At 66.9% G+C, this 14,585-nt stretch carries 14 protein-coding genes; 4 read left to right on the top strand and 10 right to left on the bottom strand.

Features of this window, described 5'->3' with window-relative positions; translation table 11 throughout:
* The first annotated feature begins 65 nt into the window (after window positions 1-65).
* Window positions 66-1,061, top strand: coding sequence for an inositol 2-dehydrogenase (iolG, locus tag ACOEQ1_RS07415; protein ID WP_419758547.1), 996 nt, complete (start codon window positions 66-68; stop codon window positions 1,059-1,061).
* Window positions 1,062-1,150: 89 nt separating this feature from the next.
* On the opposite strand, the gene ACOEQ1_RS07420 is transcribed toward iolG, so the two are convergent.
* Window positions 1,151-1,759 carry a flavin reductase family protein gene (locus tag ACOEQ1_RS07420; RefSeq protein ID WP_419758548.1) on the bottom strand — a complete coding sequence of 203 codons (609 nt, stop codon included), beginning with the start codon at window positions 1,757-1,759 and terminating at the stop codon, window positions 1,151-1,153.
* Between the two features lie 67 nt (window positions 1,760-1,826).
* Here ACOEQ1_RS07420 and ACOEQ1_RS07425 point away from each other — a divergent pair, with 67 nt between their 5' ends.
* From ACOEQ1_RS07425 to ACOEQ1_RS07435, 3 genes are read left to right on the top strand one after another with little or no spacing between them, the layout of a single operon-like run.
* Window positions 1,827-3,050 carry a CaiB/BaiF CoA transferase family protein gene (locus ACOEQ1_RS07425; protein WP_419758549.1) on the top strand — a complete coding sequence of 408 codons (1,224 nt, stop codon included), beginning with the start codon at window positions 1,827-1,829 and terminating at the stop codon, window positions 3,048-3,050.
* A gap of 16 nt (window positions 3,051-3,066) precedes the next feature.
* Window positions 3,067-4,020 carry an isopenicillin N synthase family dioxygenase gene (locus ACOEQ1_RS07430; protein ID WP_419758550.1) on the top strand — a complete coding sequence of 318 codons (954 nt, stop codon included), beginning with the start codon at window positions 3,067-3,069 and terminating at the stop codon, window positions 4,018-4,020.
* 3 nt (window positions 4,021-4,023) lie between these two features.
* A complete protein-coding gene (locus ACOEQ1_RS07435; protein WP_419758551.1) occupies window positions 4,024-5,319 on the top strand; it encodes an amidohydrolase family protein in 1,296 nt (431 codons plus the stop codon).
* Here ACOEQ1_RS07435 and ACOEQ1_RS07440 read toward each other — a convergent pair whose 3' ends face one another.
* The 9 genes from ACOEQ1_RS07440 to ccmE all read right to left on the bottom strand — a co-directional run bounded on the left by ACOEQ1_RS07440 (window position 5,320) and on the right by ccmE (window position 14,583).
* A complete protein-coding gene (locus ACOEQ1_RS07440; RefSeq protein ID WP_419758552.1) occupies window positions 5,320-6,246 on the bottom strand; it encodes an ABC transporter permease in 927 nt (308 codons plus the stop codon).
* Entirely contained in the window at window positions 6,243-7,364 is a 1,122-nt protein-coding gene (locus ACOEQ1_RS07445) for an ABC transporter permease (protein ID WP_419758553.1), read from the bottom strand. Before ACOEQ1_RS07445 ends, ACOEQ1_RS07440 begins: the two co-directional genes overlap by 4 nt.
* 6 nt (window positions 7,365-7,370) lie before the next feature.
* The gene (locus tag ACOEQ1_RS07450; RefSeq protein WP_419758554.1) at window positions 7,371-8,921 is read right to left on the bottom strand and encodes an ABC transporter ATP-binding protein; all 1,551 of its coding nucleotides are present in this window, start codon (window positions 8,919-8,921) and stop codon (window positions 7,371-7,373) included.
* A gap of 9 nt (window positions 8,922-8,930) precedes the next feature.
* On the bottom strand, window positions 8,931-10,019 hold the full coding sequence (locus ACOEQ1_RS07455) for a BMP family ABC transporter substrate-binding protein (protein ID WP_419758555.1): 1,089 nt from the start codon (window positions 10,017-10,019) through the stop codon (window positions 8,931-8,933).
* A gap of 11 nt (window positions 10,020-10,030) precedes the next feature.
* Window positions 10,031-11,020: an isopenicillin N synthase family dioxygenase gene (locus tag ACOEQ1_RS07460; protein ID WP_419758556.1), complete on the bottom strand. Its 990-nt coding sequence runs from the start codon at window positions 11,018-11,020 to the stop codon at window positions 10,031-10,033.
* Between the two features lie 57 nt (window positions 11,021-11,077).
* Window positions 11,078-12,427 (bottom strand): amidohydrolase family protein, encoded by a 1,350-nt coding sequence (locus ACOEQ1_RS07465; protein WP_419758557.1) that lies wholly within the window; start codon window positions 12,425-12,427, stop codon window positions 11,078-11,080.
* Window positions 12,428-12,508: 81 nt separating this feature from the next.
* Window positions 12,509-13,384: an SDR family oxidoreductase gene (locus tag ACOEQ1_RS07470; protein WP_419758558.1), complete on the bottom strand. Its 876-nt coding sequence runs from the start codon at window positions 13,382-13,384 to the stop codon at window positions 12,509-12,511.
* Between the two features lie 99 nt (window positions 13,385-13,483).
* The gene (locus tag ACOEQ1_RS07475) at window positions 13,484-14,065 is read right to left on the bottom strand and encodes a PAS domain-containing protein (RefSeq protein WP_419758559.1); all 582 of its coding nucleotides are present in this window, start codon (window positions 14,063-14,065) and stop codon (window positions 13,484-13,486) included.
* An 11-nt stretch (window positions 14,066-14,076) separates the two neighbouring features.
* Complete coding sequence (gene ccmE, locus ACOEQ1_RS07480) at window positions 14,077-14,583, bottom strand: cytochrome c maturation protein CcmE (RefSeq protein WP_419758673.1); 507 nt, start codon at window positions 14,581-14,583, stop codon at window positions 14,077-14,079.
* Between the last annotated feature and the right edge of the window lie 2 nt (window positions 14,584-14,585).

Consider the following 14,585-nt stretch of genomic DNA (forward strand, 5'->3'; position numbering starts at 1 on the left):
AGAAATAAAAACGCTCCAAGCGCGCGCGGACAACCGGCGGCACAGCGACACGAAAGAACACCTTCATGATCCGTTTCTCTGTCCTTGGCTGCGGTCGCATCGGCACCATGCACGCGCGTAATTTAGCTCGCCACCCGCAGGCGCGTCTGACCTCGGTTTTCGACGTATTCACCCGCGCCTCGGACGCGATGGCCGCCGAACTTGGGGTTAAGGCCGCCGCCTCGGTCGATGAGGTGCTCGCGGACCCAGAGGTCGACGCCGTGCTGATCGCCACCAGCACCGACACACATGTCGAGCTCATCACTGCCGCCGCAAAGGCCGGCAAGGCCATCCTCTGCGAGAAGCCGATCGCCCTCGACATCGCGAAGGTCGAGCAGTGCTGGTCGGAAATCTCTGGGCTCAGTGCGACGGTGATGATCGGCTTCAACCGCCGTTTCGACCCCTCCTTCCGCGCGGTGCATGACCGGCTGACCGCCGGCGAGATCGGCAAGCTGGAACAGATCGTCATCACCAGCCGCGACCCCGCTCCGCCTCCGATCAGCTACATCAACGTCTCCGGCGGGTTGTTTCGCGACATGACGATCCATGACTTCGATCTTGCGCGTTATTTCGCTGGGGAAATCGTCTCGGTGCATGCCTTCGGCGCCAATCTGGTCGATCCGGCGATCGCGGCCGCCGGTGATATCGACGCTGCCATGGTCACGCTCACGGCCGCCTCCGGCGCGCTCATCCACATCAACAACAGCCGGCGTTGCAGCTACGGCTACGATCAGCGGCTCGAGGTTTTCGGCGAGAAGGGCATGCTGGTCGCCGGCAACAAGACTGCGACGACGGTGCAGGCCTTTTCGGGCGCCGGCACCGCGCAGGGGGACGTGGTGCTGCCCTTCTTCATCGAGCGCTATGCCGATGCCTATGCCAACGAGATCGCCCATTTCGTCGAGAGCGTGGCCGCCGGCACGACGCCGCTGACCAGCTTCAAGGACGGCGCCGAGGCGCTGCGCCTTGCCGACGCCGCCCTCGAAAGCCTAAAGACCGGCCGAGCCGTTACGGTAACCAAATAATAACGTTAATGTATAGTTCTGTGGACGGAATCTAATTAGGTCCGGTTCTGCAAGGGTATGTCCGGTGGACATCTCGCTCAGCGAGGCGCTTACGGTCGCACCATCTCGAACAGGCTCGTCACCTCGGCATAGTCGCCGCGATAGCCGCACCGCCCGAGCGGTGCTGCACCGGCGGTATCGAAGATGCCGTTGATGAGGAACGCCGGGTCGATATGGACGCCGACGATCTGGCCGATGACCATGTAGTTCGACGACTCCACGTCCCCGAGGCCGCGCAGGCGCTGGATCGAGACGCACTTGCATTCCAGAGCGGCCGGCGCCGCCGCCACCCGCGGTGGCTTGACCAAGGTGGAGGGTGCCTTCTGCAGGTCCGCCAGCTCCATCTCGTCGACCTCGGGCGGCACCGCGGCGGAGCTGAGGTTCATCTGCTCCGCCAGGAAGCGCACGGCGAGGTTGGCGACGAACTCGCCCGTTTCGGACACGTTGCGGACGCTGTCCTTCCAGCCGTTGCTGCTGAACATGACCATCGGCGGGTCGTCCGAGACCATGTTGAAGAAGCTGTAGGGCGCGAGGTTGATTGCCCCTGCAGCATCGACGCTGCTGATCCAGCCTATCGGACGCGGGGCTATAATGGCCTTCAACGGGTCATGCGCCAGCCGGTGACCGGCCGACGGCTCGTAAAAATGCGATTGGGTCATGCTCTGTTCCTCGTCCTGGCCGTGCGCTGGTATCCTGTTTCGCCCGGATCGCCTATCAGCATGAGCCATGCCCGGTGCGCTCTCCCACATCCGTGTTCTCGACCTCTCCCGCGTTCTGGCCGGGCCTTGGGCCGGGCAGCTGCTGGGAGACCTCGGCGCCGACGTGATCAAGATCGAGCGACCGGTCACGGGCGACGATACGCGCGGCTGGGGTCCGCCCTTCCTGAAGGACGCGGCGGGGCACGATACCCGCGACGCCGCCTATTTCCTCTGCGCCAACCGCAACAAGCAATCCGTGGCGATCGACTTCACCCGGCCGGAGGGCCAGGCGCTGATCACGGCTCTGGCGCGGGACTGCGACATCGTCCTCGAGAACTTCAAGCGCGGCGGCCTAGAGCCCTACGGGCTCGACTACGCCACGCTGAGCGCGGTCAATCCCCGGCTGATCTATTGCTCCATCACCGGTTTCGGGCAGTCCGGCCCTTACGCGGACCGCGCGGGCTACGACTTCCTCATCCAGGGCATGGGCGGCCTGATGAGCATCACCGGCCGCCGCGACGGCGAGCCGGGCGCCGGCCCGCAGAAGGTGGGCGTGGCGGTGACGGACATCCTCACCGGCCTCTACGCCTCCAACGCGATCCTCGCCGCGCTGGCGTACCGGGAGGTATCGGGCCTCGGCCAGTACATCGACCTGGCACTGCTGGACGTGCAGATCGCAAGCTTGGCCAACCAGACGATGAACTACCTGGCAACGGGCACGGCGCCGGTGCGGATGGGGAACGCGCATCCCAACATCGTCCCCTACCAGGATTTCCCGACGGCCGACGGCGCGATGATCCTGGCCGTCGGGAACGACGTCCAATTCACCAAGCTGGCGCTGGTGGCAGGACACGCCGAATGGGCGGTGTCGCCGCTGTTCGCCACCAACAAGGCGCGGGTCGCGAACCGGGCCGCCTTCGTGGAAGCTTTCACCGCGATTTCCGTGACGCGCACGACGCGGGACTGGATCGCGGCGCTGGAGGAGGCACGCGTGCCCTGCGGGCCGATCAACACGCTGGCCGAGGTCTTTGCCGATCCCCAGGTTGTGGCGCGCGGTATGGAGATACGAATGGATCATGCTGCCGGCGCCAGCGTGCCGCTGGTGGCAAACCCGATCCGGATGTCTGCGACGCCGCCGGAGTATCGGTTGGCGCCGCCGGTGCTGGGGCAGCACACGCGCGCGGTGCTGGCCGAACGGCTGGGCCTCGACGAGGCAGCGCTCGCGGCGCTGGCGGAACAGGGCGTGATTTGACGGAGGGCGTGAGCCTATGACCGACATCCCCATCATCGACGTGTCGGACCTCCGCTCGCACCGTCCCGCTGACCGGCAGGCGGTCGCGGACCATCTCGGCGCGGCCTGCCGCCACTTCGGCTTCTTCTACGTCACTGGCCACGGCATCCCGGTTGGCATCGCCACCGGCGTGTTCGGCGCCGCCCATGACCTCTTCGCGCTCCCCCACGAGGCGAAAGACGCCCTCTCCATCAAACGCTCGTCGCATAACCGCGGCTATGTCGGGCTGGCCGCCGAGCGGCTCGACGAAACCGCCGCCCCCGACCAGAAAGAGGCCTTCAACATCGGCCTGGAACTGCCCGCCGATGACCCCGAGGCGCTCTCCGGCAAACCGTTTCGCGGCGTTAACCTCTGGCCCGACCTGCCCGGCTGGCGGGACAGCGTGCTGGCCTACTACGACGCCTGCATGGCGCTGCAACTCGACATCCACCGCGGCTTCGCGCTCGACCTCGGCCTCCCCGAGGAGTTCTTCGCCGACAAGATGGACCGGCCCATCGCCACGCTGCGCCTGCTGCACTACCCGGCCGCCACGACAACCAGCGACGCCGATATCGGCGCCGGGCAGCACACCGACTACGGCAACCTCACCATCCTCGCGACGGACGGGGTCGCAGGCTTGCAGGTGCGCCGGCGCGACGGCGTCTGGCTCGATGCGCCGCACCTCCCCGGCGCCTTCGTCTGCAACATCGGCGACTGCCTCATGCGCTGGACAAACGAAGTCTACGTCTCCACGCCGCATCGCGTGCTGCGCCCGCGCCAGGAGCGCTACTCCGTCGCCTTCTTCGCGGACGCGAACCCCGACGCGCTGATCGAGGTCCTGCCCGGTTGTGTCGCGCCCGGCGACGCCCCGCGTTACGCGCCCATCCTCTGCGGCGACTACCTCACGCAGCGCCTCACCGCGACCTATGACCACCTGAAGGCCGGCTCGTAGACGATGCCGCTCGATCTCATCGTCCGGAACGCCACGCTCCCCGACGCCCGCACGGGCATCGACATCGGCGTCGCCGGTGGGATGATCGTCGCCGTCGAGCCCGGGCTCGACGCCGAGGCGGCTACCGTCATCGACGCCGAGGGCCAACTGCTCTCGCCACCCTTCGTCGACCCGCATTTCCACATGGACGCGACGCTCTCGCTGGGCATTCCGCGCATTAACCGCTCGGGCACGCTGCTGGAGGGGATCGCCCTCTGGGGCGAGCTGAAGCCCCTGCTCACCCATGAGGCGGTGGTCGAGCGGGCGCTCCGATACTGCGACCTCGCGGTGGCTCAGGGCCTGCTTGCCATCCGCAGCCACGTCGATGTCAGCGATCCGCGGCTCATCACGGTGGACGCGCTGCTGGAGGTGCGCGCCCGCGTCGCACCCTACATCGAGCTGCAACTGGTCGCCTTCCCGCAGGACGGCTACTTCCGCTCGCCCGGTGCTACGGACCTGCTGCGCGCGGCGCTCGATCGCGGCGTCGAGATCGTCGGCGGCATTCCGCATTTCGAGCGCACCATGGGAGCAGGCACCGCCTCGGTCGAGGCGCTGTTCCGCATCGCCGCCGACCGTGGCCTGCCCGTCGACATCCATTGTGACGAGACCGATGATCCGCTGTCCCGCCATGTCGAGACGATGGCCGCCGAGACGCAGCGGTTCGGCCTCGGTGGACGAGCGACCGCGTCCCACGTGACCTCGATGCATTCGATGGACAACGCCTATGCGGCGAAGCTCATCGCGCTGATCGCCTCATCCGGCATGAACGTCATCGCCAATCCGCTCATCAACATCACGCTGCAGGGCCGGCACGACACCTACCCGAAGCGGCGTGGCCTGACGCGGGTGCCCGAACTGCTGGCGGCCGGCGTGCCCGTCGCGCTCGGCCAGGATTGCACGCTGGATCCGTGGTATTCGCTCGGGTCCGCCGACATGCTCGAAGTCGCTCATATGGCGGTGCATGTGGCGCAGATGACCGCGCCGGAGGCCATGCGGGCGTGTTTCGAGGCGGTAACGACGACCGGCGCCCGGGTGATGGGGCTGACCGGCTACGGCATCGAGGTCGGGAACCGCGCGGATTTCGTTCTGCTGCAGGCGCGGAATGCGGTGGAGGCCGTCCGGTTGAAGCCGACCCGGCTTGTCGTGGTCAAAGCCGGCCGCGTGATCGCCGCGACGCCCGCCCGGCGGACGGCGCTCTTCCTCGACGCGCGTCCCGCGCTCGTCGACCCGGCCAGCTACGCGCCGGTTCCATCCAGCTGATTAGCGCCGTTCCTCGCGCAGGAAGGGGCGCGCAAGGTCCTCGGGTTGCGCGCTCAACCGCGTGCTCCCGATGCCCGAGGCTCCCAGCACCACAATCGTTGCGACATAGGGCAGCATCTGGATGAGGTAGATCGGCACGTGCAGCCCGCTCGACAGGATGAGCGGGATGACCGCCTGCACGGCGCCGAACAGCAGCGCCGCCCCGATCGCCCGCAGCGTGTTCCAGCGCGAGAACGTCACCAGGGCGACCGCGATCCAGCCGCGTCCGCTCACCATGCCGTTCACCCAGACCTGGCTGCCGACGAGGCTGAGATGGGCGCCGGCGAGGCCGAGCACGATGCCGCCCGCCAGCACCGCGCCCACCCGCATGAGCATGACGTTGACCCCGGCGGCATCGGCGGCCGGCGCATCCTCGCCGACCGCGCGCAGACGAAGGCCGAGCTCCGTACGCTCCAGCACCCACCACACGATGATCGGCAGGAGGAAGGCGAGGTAGGTCAGCGGGTCCTGGTCGATGATGCGCGCCAGCCAATGCGGGAAAAAGCTGAACAGACGCGGCGCGACGATGCCCAGCGCGTGTACGGGCTGGTTCGCGTAGCTGTCCCCGATCACGCCGCTGAGGCCGACCCCGAAGGCGAAGATCACCAGCCCCGACAGCACCTGCTCCAGCCGCAGCACCACGGCCAGCACGGCGAACAGCAGGGTCATCGCAAGCGCGGCCACGCAGGCGAAGAGGATGGCGGCGAATAGCCCCGTGCCCGAGAGCATGGCGATCACGGCGGAAACCGCGCCCATCGACATGATGCCCTCGGCGCCGAGGTTCATCACCCCTGCCCGCTCGTTGATGATGAGCCCGGTCGTCGCCAGCAGGAAGGGCGCGGCGAATACCGGAACCGCGGCCGCCCAATCGGCGAGGAACCCGTTCAAGCCCGCGTCTCTCGCGCCTGAGCCGGGACCGTTGTCGTGGACCGCAGCACCTTCGGGCGGGTGCTCAGCACGGTGATGCGGTAGCGGATGAAGACGTCGAAGGCCGCGACCGTCATCAGCAGGAAGGCCTCCATGGTCACCACCACGGTGTCCGGCAGCTGGTAGAAGGCCTTCAGCGAATCGCCAGCCGTGTAGAGGCCGGCCACCGCGAGCGCCGCGATGAACACGCCGATCGGGTTGGCACGGCCGAGATAGGCGATGGCGATGGACGGGAAGATGAAGTCGTTGCCGACGAACTGCGTCAGCTTGTGCTCCTCGCCGGCGACGATGCTGAAGCCCGCCAAGCCGGAGAGGCCGCCCGCGAGGCAGGCCGTGGTCAGCGTGATGCGGGCGACCGGGATGCCGAGGGCGCGGGACGCGGTGCGGTTCTCGGCGACCGCCTGGGAAAGCAGCCCGAAGCGGCTGTAGCGGCAGAGCCACCAGCAGAACACCGTGGCGGCAATGGCCACGAAGACGCCGTAGTGCAGATGCCAGCCGCCGAAGGTCGGCAGTTGCTCATAGGCGGGAAAGGTCGGCGAGACCGGAAACTGGTCCGCCGGGTTGCGCCAGCGACCGTAAAGCAGGTCCTGGGCAAAGAGGTAGCCGACGTAGTTCAGCAGCAGCGTCGTGATGACCTCGTCGGCGCGCAGCCTGATCTTGGCGACCGCCGCGATGCCGCACCAGAGGGCGCCACCGAGGGCGGCGGCCACGATCATCAGCGGCATGCGCAGGAACCAGGGGCCGATGTGGTAGAAGCTGACCGCCGTCGCGCCGATCGCGCCCATCCAGAGCTGGCCCTCGACGCCGATGTTCCAGAAGCGGATGCGCAGGCAGAGCGCCACCGAGAGCGAGACGAGCACGAGCGAGATAGCCCGCGTCAGCGTCTGGTCGAGGCCCGCACTGTTGCCGAAGACGTAGAGGATGAACTGGTTGGCGAGGTCGCCCGCCGGCACGCCGAAGGCGATCAGGAAGATGGCGCAACAGAGCAGCCCGAAGGCGATGCCGCCGATGAGCGTCGCCGCCCTCAGCCAGCGCGGAACCGCCAGACGAGGCGAAAGAACCAGGCGATAGGGCAGCACGGCCACTCAGACACCTTCCAGGATGAGCCGGCCAAGCTCGGCGCGGTCGGTATGCTCGATCGGCTTGGCCGCCGACAAGCGACCATGGGAGAGAACGGCGACGCGGCTGGAGAGCGCCAGCACCTCGTCGAGATCCTCGCTGATCATGAGCACGCCGACGCCGCGCGCCGCCGCCGCGAGCAGCCGGTTTTGCACCGCCGCTGCCGCCCGCACGTCGAGCCCGCGGGCGGGCGAGTGAACTACGAGGACCGAGAACTCGCCCTCGAACTCCCGCGCCAGGATGAGCTTCTGCGCGTTGCCGCCCGAGAGCAGCCGCGCCTGGGTATCCGCCACGCCGCCGGCGATCTCGTAATCCATGATCGAGCGCGTGGCGCGCCCGCGCATCCAGGCCCGCGTGACCCAGTAGCGCTTCTCGGGATGAGTGCCGGAGAGCGCGGGCACCGCGAGGTTCTCGGCGAGGGTAAGGCTGCCGAACAGCCCGAGATGAAACCGGTCGGCGGGCACGAAGCGCAGCCCCGCTTCCCGCCTCGCCGCCGGCAGCGGCGAAGCCGGCGTTCCGTGCAGGAGGATCTCGCCGTGGGTCGGCGCACGCAGGCCGATGATCGTCTCCAGCAGTTCGGACTGCCCGTTGCCGCCGAGCCCGGCGATGCCGAGGATTTCTCCAGCATGCAGCCCAAGGCTGATTTCGCGCAGCGGCACGTCATGCTCGGCGCCGGCGGTGGAGAGGTTGCGAAGTTCGAGCGCGATCGTGGCGGAGACCGAGGCCGCGCCGCGCCGGACCACGTCGGTTTCGCCGCCCACCATGGCGCGCGCCAGTTCCGCCGAGGTCAGCCCGCGGGCGGGCTCGCCGGCAATCACCGTGCGGCCGGCGCGCATGACGGTGACGCGGTCGGCGGTGGCGCTCACATCGCGCAGCTTGTGGGTGATGAGGATGACCGCCCGTCCGTCATCGGCGAGGCGCCGGGCGAGTTGCAGCATGGCGGCGGCTTCGCTCTCGGCGAGGACGGCAGTCGGCTCGTCCATGATCAGGATGCGGGCGCCGCCCAGCATCACCTTGAGGATCTCGACCTTCTGCTGTTCCGAGACCGAAAGCTGATCGACACGGGCATCGGGGCTGATGACGAAGCCGAGATCCTTCGCCATCCGGTCGGTGGCCACCAATGCGGCGTCGCGCGTGCGCCACCCGGCCCGCTTGCCGCAGGCCAGCCGCAGGTTTTCGAGCACGGTCAGCGGCCCCACCAGCTTGAAGTGCTGGTGGATCATGCCGATACCGGCGGCGGAAGCGGCACGCGGCTCGGTGAAGGCAGCCGGCTGGCCCTCCACCTCCACCACGCCGCTATCCGCTCCATAAAAACCGGCGAGGATGTTCATCAGGCTCGACTTGCCGGCGCCGTTCTCGCCGAGCAGCGCATGGACCTCGCCCCAGACCACCGAGAGGTCCGCGCCGTCGAGCGCCACACGCTCACCGAAGGCCTTGCGCACGCCGACCATCCGGACTGCGACGGACTTCGCAGGGTGAGCCTGATCGACCGGGCGGACGGCGGCGCTGACGCTCATCGGCGTGGGTTACTTCAGCGAGCCCTGAACCCCGGAGACGAGGTAGTTCATGCCCCAGAGGGCGCCGACCGACATGGCCTGTCCGGCGGGCACCTTGATCGAACCGTCCTGCGCCTTGATCGGCCCCTCGAAGGGGTCGAACTTGCCGGCGGTCATCTCGGCCTTGAGGCTGTCGATCTTCGCCTGCGCCTCAGGAGAGACGTGGTTGACCGGCATCGTCAACTCCACCATGCCCTCCTTGAAGCCATAGAGGCTGTCGCCGGCGCTGGTCCAGGTTCCCGCCTTGAGCGCGTTGATCATCGGCACCAGCATCTTGTCCCAGTAGAAGACGACCGATGTCAGGATGCCCTTCGGCGCATCGGCCGACATGTCGTTCTGATACCCAATCGAGTATTTTCCTGCCTTCTCGGCCTGCACGATGGCGGCCGGGCTGTCCATGTCGGTCGCGATGACGTCGGCGCCCTGCTCGATCATGGCGTTGGAGAGCTGGCCTTCCTTTACGGGATCGTCCCAGGAGTTGACGAAGGCGACCTTGGCGACGGTGCCGGGGTTCGCTGCCTCGGCGCCCAGCTCGTAGGCGTTGATGTCCCACACGACGGAAGGGATCGGGAAGCCCTCGATCATGCCGATCGTCTTGCTTTTGGTGACGGAGCCAGCGGCGTAGCCGGCCAGATACCAGCCCTGGAAGGTCTTCGGGTATGGGCTCTCGAGGTTCGGGCCCATGGTCACGCCGCCCATGTTGACGAAGGCGACGTGCGGATGGCTTTTCGCCTCTGCCGCGAAGGCGTCACCGTAACCGTAAGTGCCGCCGATGATGACGTTGTAGCCACGGTTGAGGAACAATTCGATGGTCTGCTCGACCTTCTCGGTCTGCTCGGGGATGTTCTCGACGTAGGGGATGTGCTCGTGGAAGGTCTTCTGCATGATGATGCGGGCGCGGTTCTGTGCTCCGGTCCAGCCGCCGTCGCTGATGGCGCCGAGGTAGATGAAGGCAATCTTCGGCGGCCCGTCGAGCTTGACCTGCGCCTCCGCCTGCGAGGCGAGACCGAGGCAGCCGAACAGGCCGAAGACGGAGGCGAGCATGGACAGGCGTTTCACAGCAAAGCTCCTCAAGGTGTTGGTAGTGTATCGGCTTCCTGCCGGTAGGCGTAGGTCGCGTCGAATCGGCTTTGGACATAGTCCCCGGCGAGCACAGGCGGATATTTCGCCGGGCGATCAGAGCTCACGCAACTCGGGAGCGCCGTGATCAGCGTGTCGTGGTTCGAGCCGAGGAAGAAGGGGATGGAGTAGCGCGCACGGCCGGAGGTGTTGACCGCCCGATGCAGCGTCGAGGCAAAGAAATCGTTCGTCCAGCGCGCCATCTGGTCGCCGATGTTGATGACGAAGGTGCCACGGATCGGGGGAGCGTCGATCCAGTCGCCGCGCTGGTTGCGGACCTGCAAGGCGGGCACGGTTTCCTGCGCTAGGATCGTGAAGCACTCATAGTCGGAATGGGCGCCGATGCCGATCTGCTGCGGATCGATGACACCGCTCTGGCTCGGATAGGCGACGATCCGCATGACCGCCGTCGGGCGGTCAGCGAAGGGCACGAAGTAGTCCTCGGGAAGAGCAAGGGCGAGCGCAAAGGCCGAGAACAGCCGTCGTCCAAGGTCGTGCATCGCACGGTAGTAGTTTTCGATCGTGTTCCGGAAGCCGGGCAGGATGGCCTCGTCCAGCCACTGGTTGGCGCCATAGTAGCGAGCGACCTGCTCGCGGTCGGGCTCCGTCTCGGGCAACTCATGCGCGATGTCGAAGGCCTCGTGGAGGTCGCCCTTGCCGGTGGGGTCCGTATTCTCCTCGAGCAGCGGGGTGTAGCCGCTGTTGTTGAGGGAATGGCGGACGTGGATCGCCATCTTGTCGGCGGCGCCCAGGCCGAAAAAGCGGGGGCACTCGGCGAAGGTGGCGTCGATGAGGTCCTGCGCGATGCCGTGGTTCCGGATGTAGAAAAAGCCGATTTCAGTGCAAGCGAAGCGGAGCTCCGCCGCCAGTGCGCGTTTCGCGGCCTGATCCATCCCCAGCATTGGCGCGAAGTCGATGATGGGGATTTCGGCAAATGCCACGGCTTGTTTCCTGTTGCTCGGGCGTTAGGCCTGCCGAACAAAGCAAAGCCCGTGCCACTAGCGCGAGCGCACCAGGCGTCCGGCAACCCACACGCGCGCAATGTCCCCTCGTCCGGCTCCCATGACGATCCGTTGCAGGATGGTGTCGCCATTCTCGTCCGGGCCAAAGGCGACGTTGCCGTCCGGCAGGCCGGATTGCAGCAGGATCGTGTCGAAGGCGTAGCCGGGCCGAAACAGGCCGACGGGCAGATCGAGCGCCTCGCCACCCCCCGCTGTTGCCAGCCGGAAAGCAGTGCGGAAATCGATCCGGGAGTTAGGGACGCCGCGCCGCTCGGGCGGAAGCGTCGGGTCTGTGCCGCGTTCGAGTAGCCGAGAACTCGCCACCGCCTGCCGCGCTGCCTCGAACAGCGAGGCACTCGCACCACCGGCGATGTCGGTGCCGAGCCCGATATGCAGCCCCTCGGCGAGCATGGCGCGCAAGGGGAAGACGGCTCCGGCGAAATAAACGTTCGACAGAGGACAGTGCGCCACCGCCGCGCCCCGCGCCCGGATGCGCGCCACATCCTCAGGTTCGATGAAGTTGCCGTGGGCGAGCACGCTGCGACGCCCAAGCAGACCGGCCCGGTCCAAGGCCTCGGCATCGGTGCAGCCGCAGCGGGCCCTCACATGCTCATGCTCCCAGTCGCTCTCGGAGCAATGGGTCTGCACATGAGCGCCGGTCTCGTGGGCAAGGAGGCCGAAGCCTTCGAGCAGCGCATCCGTGCATGCCGGCACGAAGCGAGGCGTTATCACCGGGCGCACAAGCCCGTTCTCATTCCCCGGCATCGTGCGGATGAAGTCGATCAGCGCGCGGGTATCGGCGATCGCGCTCTCGGCCGATGCGTCGCGATAGTAGTCGGGGCACTGCTCGGGATGGTCCATGCCGACGCGCCCGACGAGACCGCGCTGCCCGCGCGCCAGGCAAATCTCGGCCAGCCGCTGCGTTGCCGGCAGATGGATGGTCGCAAAGTAGAGCGCTGTCGTCGTGCCGTGGGCCAGAAGCGTCTCGACCAGCCGAGTGTAGACGCTCTCGGCAAAAGCCACATCCTCGTAGCGGCTCTCAAGCGGGAACGTGTGGGCCTGAAGCCACTCCTCCAGCGGAAGATCGAGCGCTGTGCCAAGTTGGGGGAACTGCGGGGCATGGACGTGCAGATCGACGAGGCCCGGGAGCAGCACCTGATCGGCAGCGAGCGTGATGAGGTGTCCGGAGTCGCTAAAACCCCTCAGCTTCGCATCATTTTCCAGGACATAAGGCTCGACGCTGATAATGGTGCCGGCGGCATCGACGGTGATCAGCGCTCGCGGCAGCACGTCGACCGCATCAGGCGCATGGATGGCGCGGCCCCAGATCGCCCAAGGTTCCGCCATCTGCATCGTTCTCCCACCGCCAGGAGAGACGATGGCGGACACCCGGCCAGCGGCGCAAGACCACCGGCCGGGGAAGCGTTCTTACGGCAGCGGGTTGCCGCCGGTCACGCCATAGATCTCGCCGGTGATGAAGCTCGAATCATCAGACGCGAGCAGAACATAGACCGGAGCGGTCTCGACCGGTTGGCCGGGACGCCCCAACGGCAACTGCGAGCCGAAGTTCGGGATTTTCTCCTGCGGCTGCCCGCCGCTCGGCTGGAGCGGGGTCCAGAACGGACCCGGCGCGACCGCGTTCACCCGGATGCCCTTTTCGGCCACCTGCTTCGCCAGCGCCTTCGTGAAAGCGACGATCGCGGCCTTCGTCGGCGCGTAATCGAGCAACGTCGGCGACGGCTGATAGGCCTGGATCGAACTCGTGTTGATGATGGTCGAGCCCGGCGGCAGCAACGGCACGGCGGCCTTGCACAGCCAGAACATGCTGTAGACGTTGGTCTTGAAGGTCTCGTCGAACTGCGCGGTCGTCAAATCCTCGATGCTTTCACAGGCCTGCTGATGGCCCGCAACCAGCGCGAGGATATCTAGCCCGCCCAGCGCCTTATGCGCTTCCTGCACCAGCCTCGTGCAGGCGCTTTCCTCGGTCAGGCTGCCCGGCATGGCGATGGCCCGCTGCCCGGCTTTTTCGATGAGATCGACCACCTCGCGCGCATCCGCCTCTTCCTCAGGCAGATAACTCAGCACCACATCGGCGCCCTCACGGGCGTAGGCGATCGCGACGGCACGGCCGATGCCCGAATCTGCGCCGGTGATAAGCGCCTTCCGGCCTTCCAGCCGGCGCGACCCACGGTAGCTCTTTTCACCGTGGTCGGGCTTCGGCGACATCTCGCGTGCGAGGCCCGGGACCGGCTGGGGCTGCTCGCCGAATGGCGGCTGAGGATATTTCGTGCGTGGATCCTGCATGGGGATCGCTCCTTCATTATGAGCCCCACAGCTACGCAGTCCACAGAGGCACTCAACCGCAGCAGGATTGAACTCATCGTGTGGCGGCAGAGCACGCGGTCATGCAGGCGTCTTGACGGTCTCCAAAGTGCCGGGCGAAAGATTAGTGGAGATTTCGGCGAGCCGATGCGCCGCCGTGACGATACGTTCCAGCGACTGCACCCGCTCGGCGACGGTCACCTCCTCAAGAAGCGCATGGAATTCACGTTCCAGTGCCGGCACGACATGCGCGCGGCCGAGCGACACATCCACCAGCCAATCCGGAAACCCCTTCGTGATGTCCAGTTGGTTGCCGAAAAAGAACAATAGCGAACCGTCCTCGGCATGCACCGGCGAGATGAAGAGAAGGTTCCAGAACTCCGAGCCATCACGGCGATAGTTCACGATCCACTCGATGCAGCCCTGCCCGGCGTCCAGGCAGGCGCGGATGCGACGCGGCGAAGCCGGGTCCGTCTTCGGACCTTGCAGAAACCGGCAGTTCTGCCCGGTGATGTCGAGAGGATCGTAGCCGGTGAGGTCGGCGAAGGCCTGGTTCACCACGATCATCGGGCAGTCCGCCTGATGCGGATCCGACAGTACCATGGGAGCCGTGCTGTTCAGCATCGCGGTCGTCAGCGCCTCGCGGATGGCGGTCGGGTCCATCGCCATGATCTTCAGCCGCCGGCCAGCTTCATCGCGGTGCCGTTGAACGCCGCCGCCGGCGGCGGCTTCCCGGAATCCGGATTCCACATGCCAGCCTTCTTGAGCGCGGCCTCGACCTCGGGCGGCATGTAGCTGGAGCTGTGCTTGGCGAGAACCTCGGAGGCGGCAAACTCGCCGTCGGCGGTCATCGAGCCCATCGCGACCACGCCCTGCCCCTCCCGGAACAGATCGGGCAGTACGCCAACGTATTCCGCCGGGACGATGTGGCCATGGCCGTCGGTTACGCCGAAGCGGGCGCCGGGCTGGCCGTCGACGCTCGTGTAGCGAAGCGAGCCTTCCGCCACCATGCCGCCGAGGCGGAAGACCTGACCGGGCTGCGGATGCTGGCTGAGCACGGCACCGGGCAACATGAAGAAGACGATGTTGCTGGAGAACGCCGTGAGGGTGAGCGCGGTCGCGCTGCCGAACCCGAACAGGCAAGCGGCGACGACCCAAAGCCGGCGATGCTTTGCCCGCATCA

Source organism: Acidisoma sp. (assembly GCF_965199065.1).
Lineage (GTDB): Bacteria > Pseudomonadota > Alphaproteobacteria > Acetobacterales > Acetobacteraceae > Acidisoma.

Excerpts from the sequence above, each read along its gene's own strand:
- iolG (WP_419758547.1), top strand. The coding sequence starts at position 66 with ATGATCCGTTTCTCTGTCCTTGGCTGCGGTCGCATCGGCACCATGCAC.
- ccmE (WP_419758673.1), bottom strand. The coding sequence starts at position 14,583 with ATGCGGGCAAAGCATCGCCGGCTTTGGGTCGTCGCCGCTTGCCTGTTC.
- ACOEQ1_RS07465 (WP_419758557.1), bottom strand. The coding sequence starts at position 12,427 with ATGGCGGAACCTTGGGCGATCTGGGGCCGCGCCATCCATGCGCCTGAT.
- ACOEQ1_RS07450 (WP_419758554.1), bottom strand. The coding sequence starts at position 8,921 with ATGAGCGTCAGCGCCGCCGTCCGCCCGGTCGATCAGGCTCACCCTGCG.
- ACOEQ1_RS07475 (WP_419758559.1), bottom strand. The coding sequence starts at position 14,065 with ATGGACCCGACCGCCATCCGCGAGGCGCTGACGACCGCGATGCTGAAC.
- ACOEQ1_RS07430 (WP_419758550.1), top strand. The coding sequence starts at position 3,067 with ATGACCGACATCCCCATCATCGACGTGTCGGACCTCCGCTCGCACCGT.
- ACOEQ1_RS07420 (WP_419758548.1), bottom strand. The coding sequence starts at position 1,759 with ATGACCCAATCGCATTTTTACGAGCCGTCGGCCGGTCACCGGCTGGCG.
- ACOEQ1_RS07425 (WP_419758549.1), top strand. The coding sequence starts at position 1,827 with ATGCCCGGTGCGCTCTCCCACATCCGTGTTCTCGACCTCTCCCGCGTT.
- ACOEQ1_RS07470 (WP_419758558.1), bottom strand. The coding sequence starts at position 13,384 with ATGCAGGATCCACGCACGAAATATCCTCAGCCGCCATTCGGCGAGCAG.
- ACOEQ1_RS07435 (WP_419758551.1), top strand. The coding sequence starts at position 4,024 with ATGCCGCTCGATCTCATCGTCCGGAACGCCACGCTCCCCGACGCCCGC.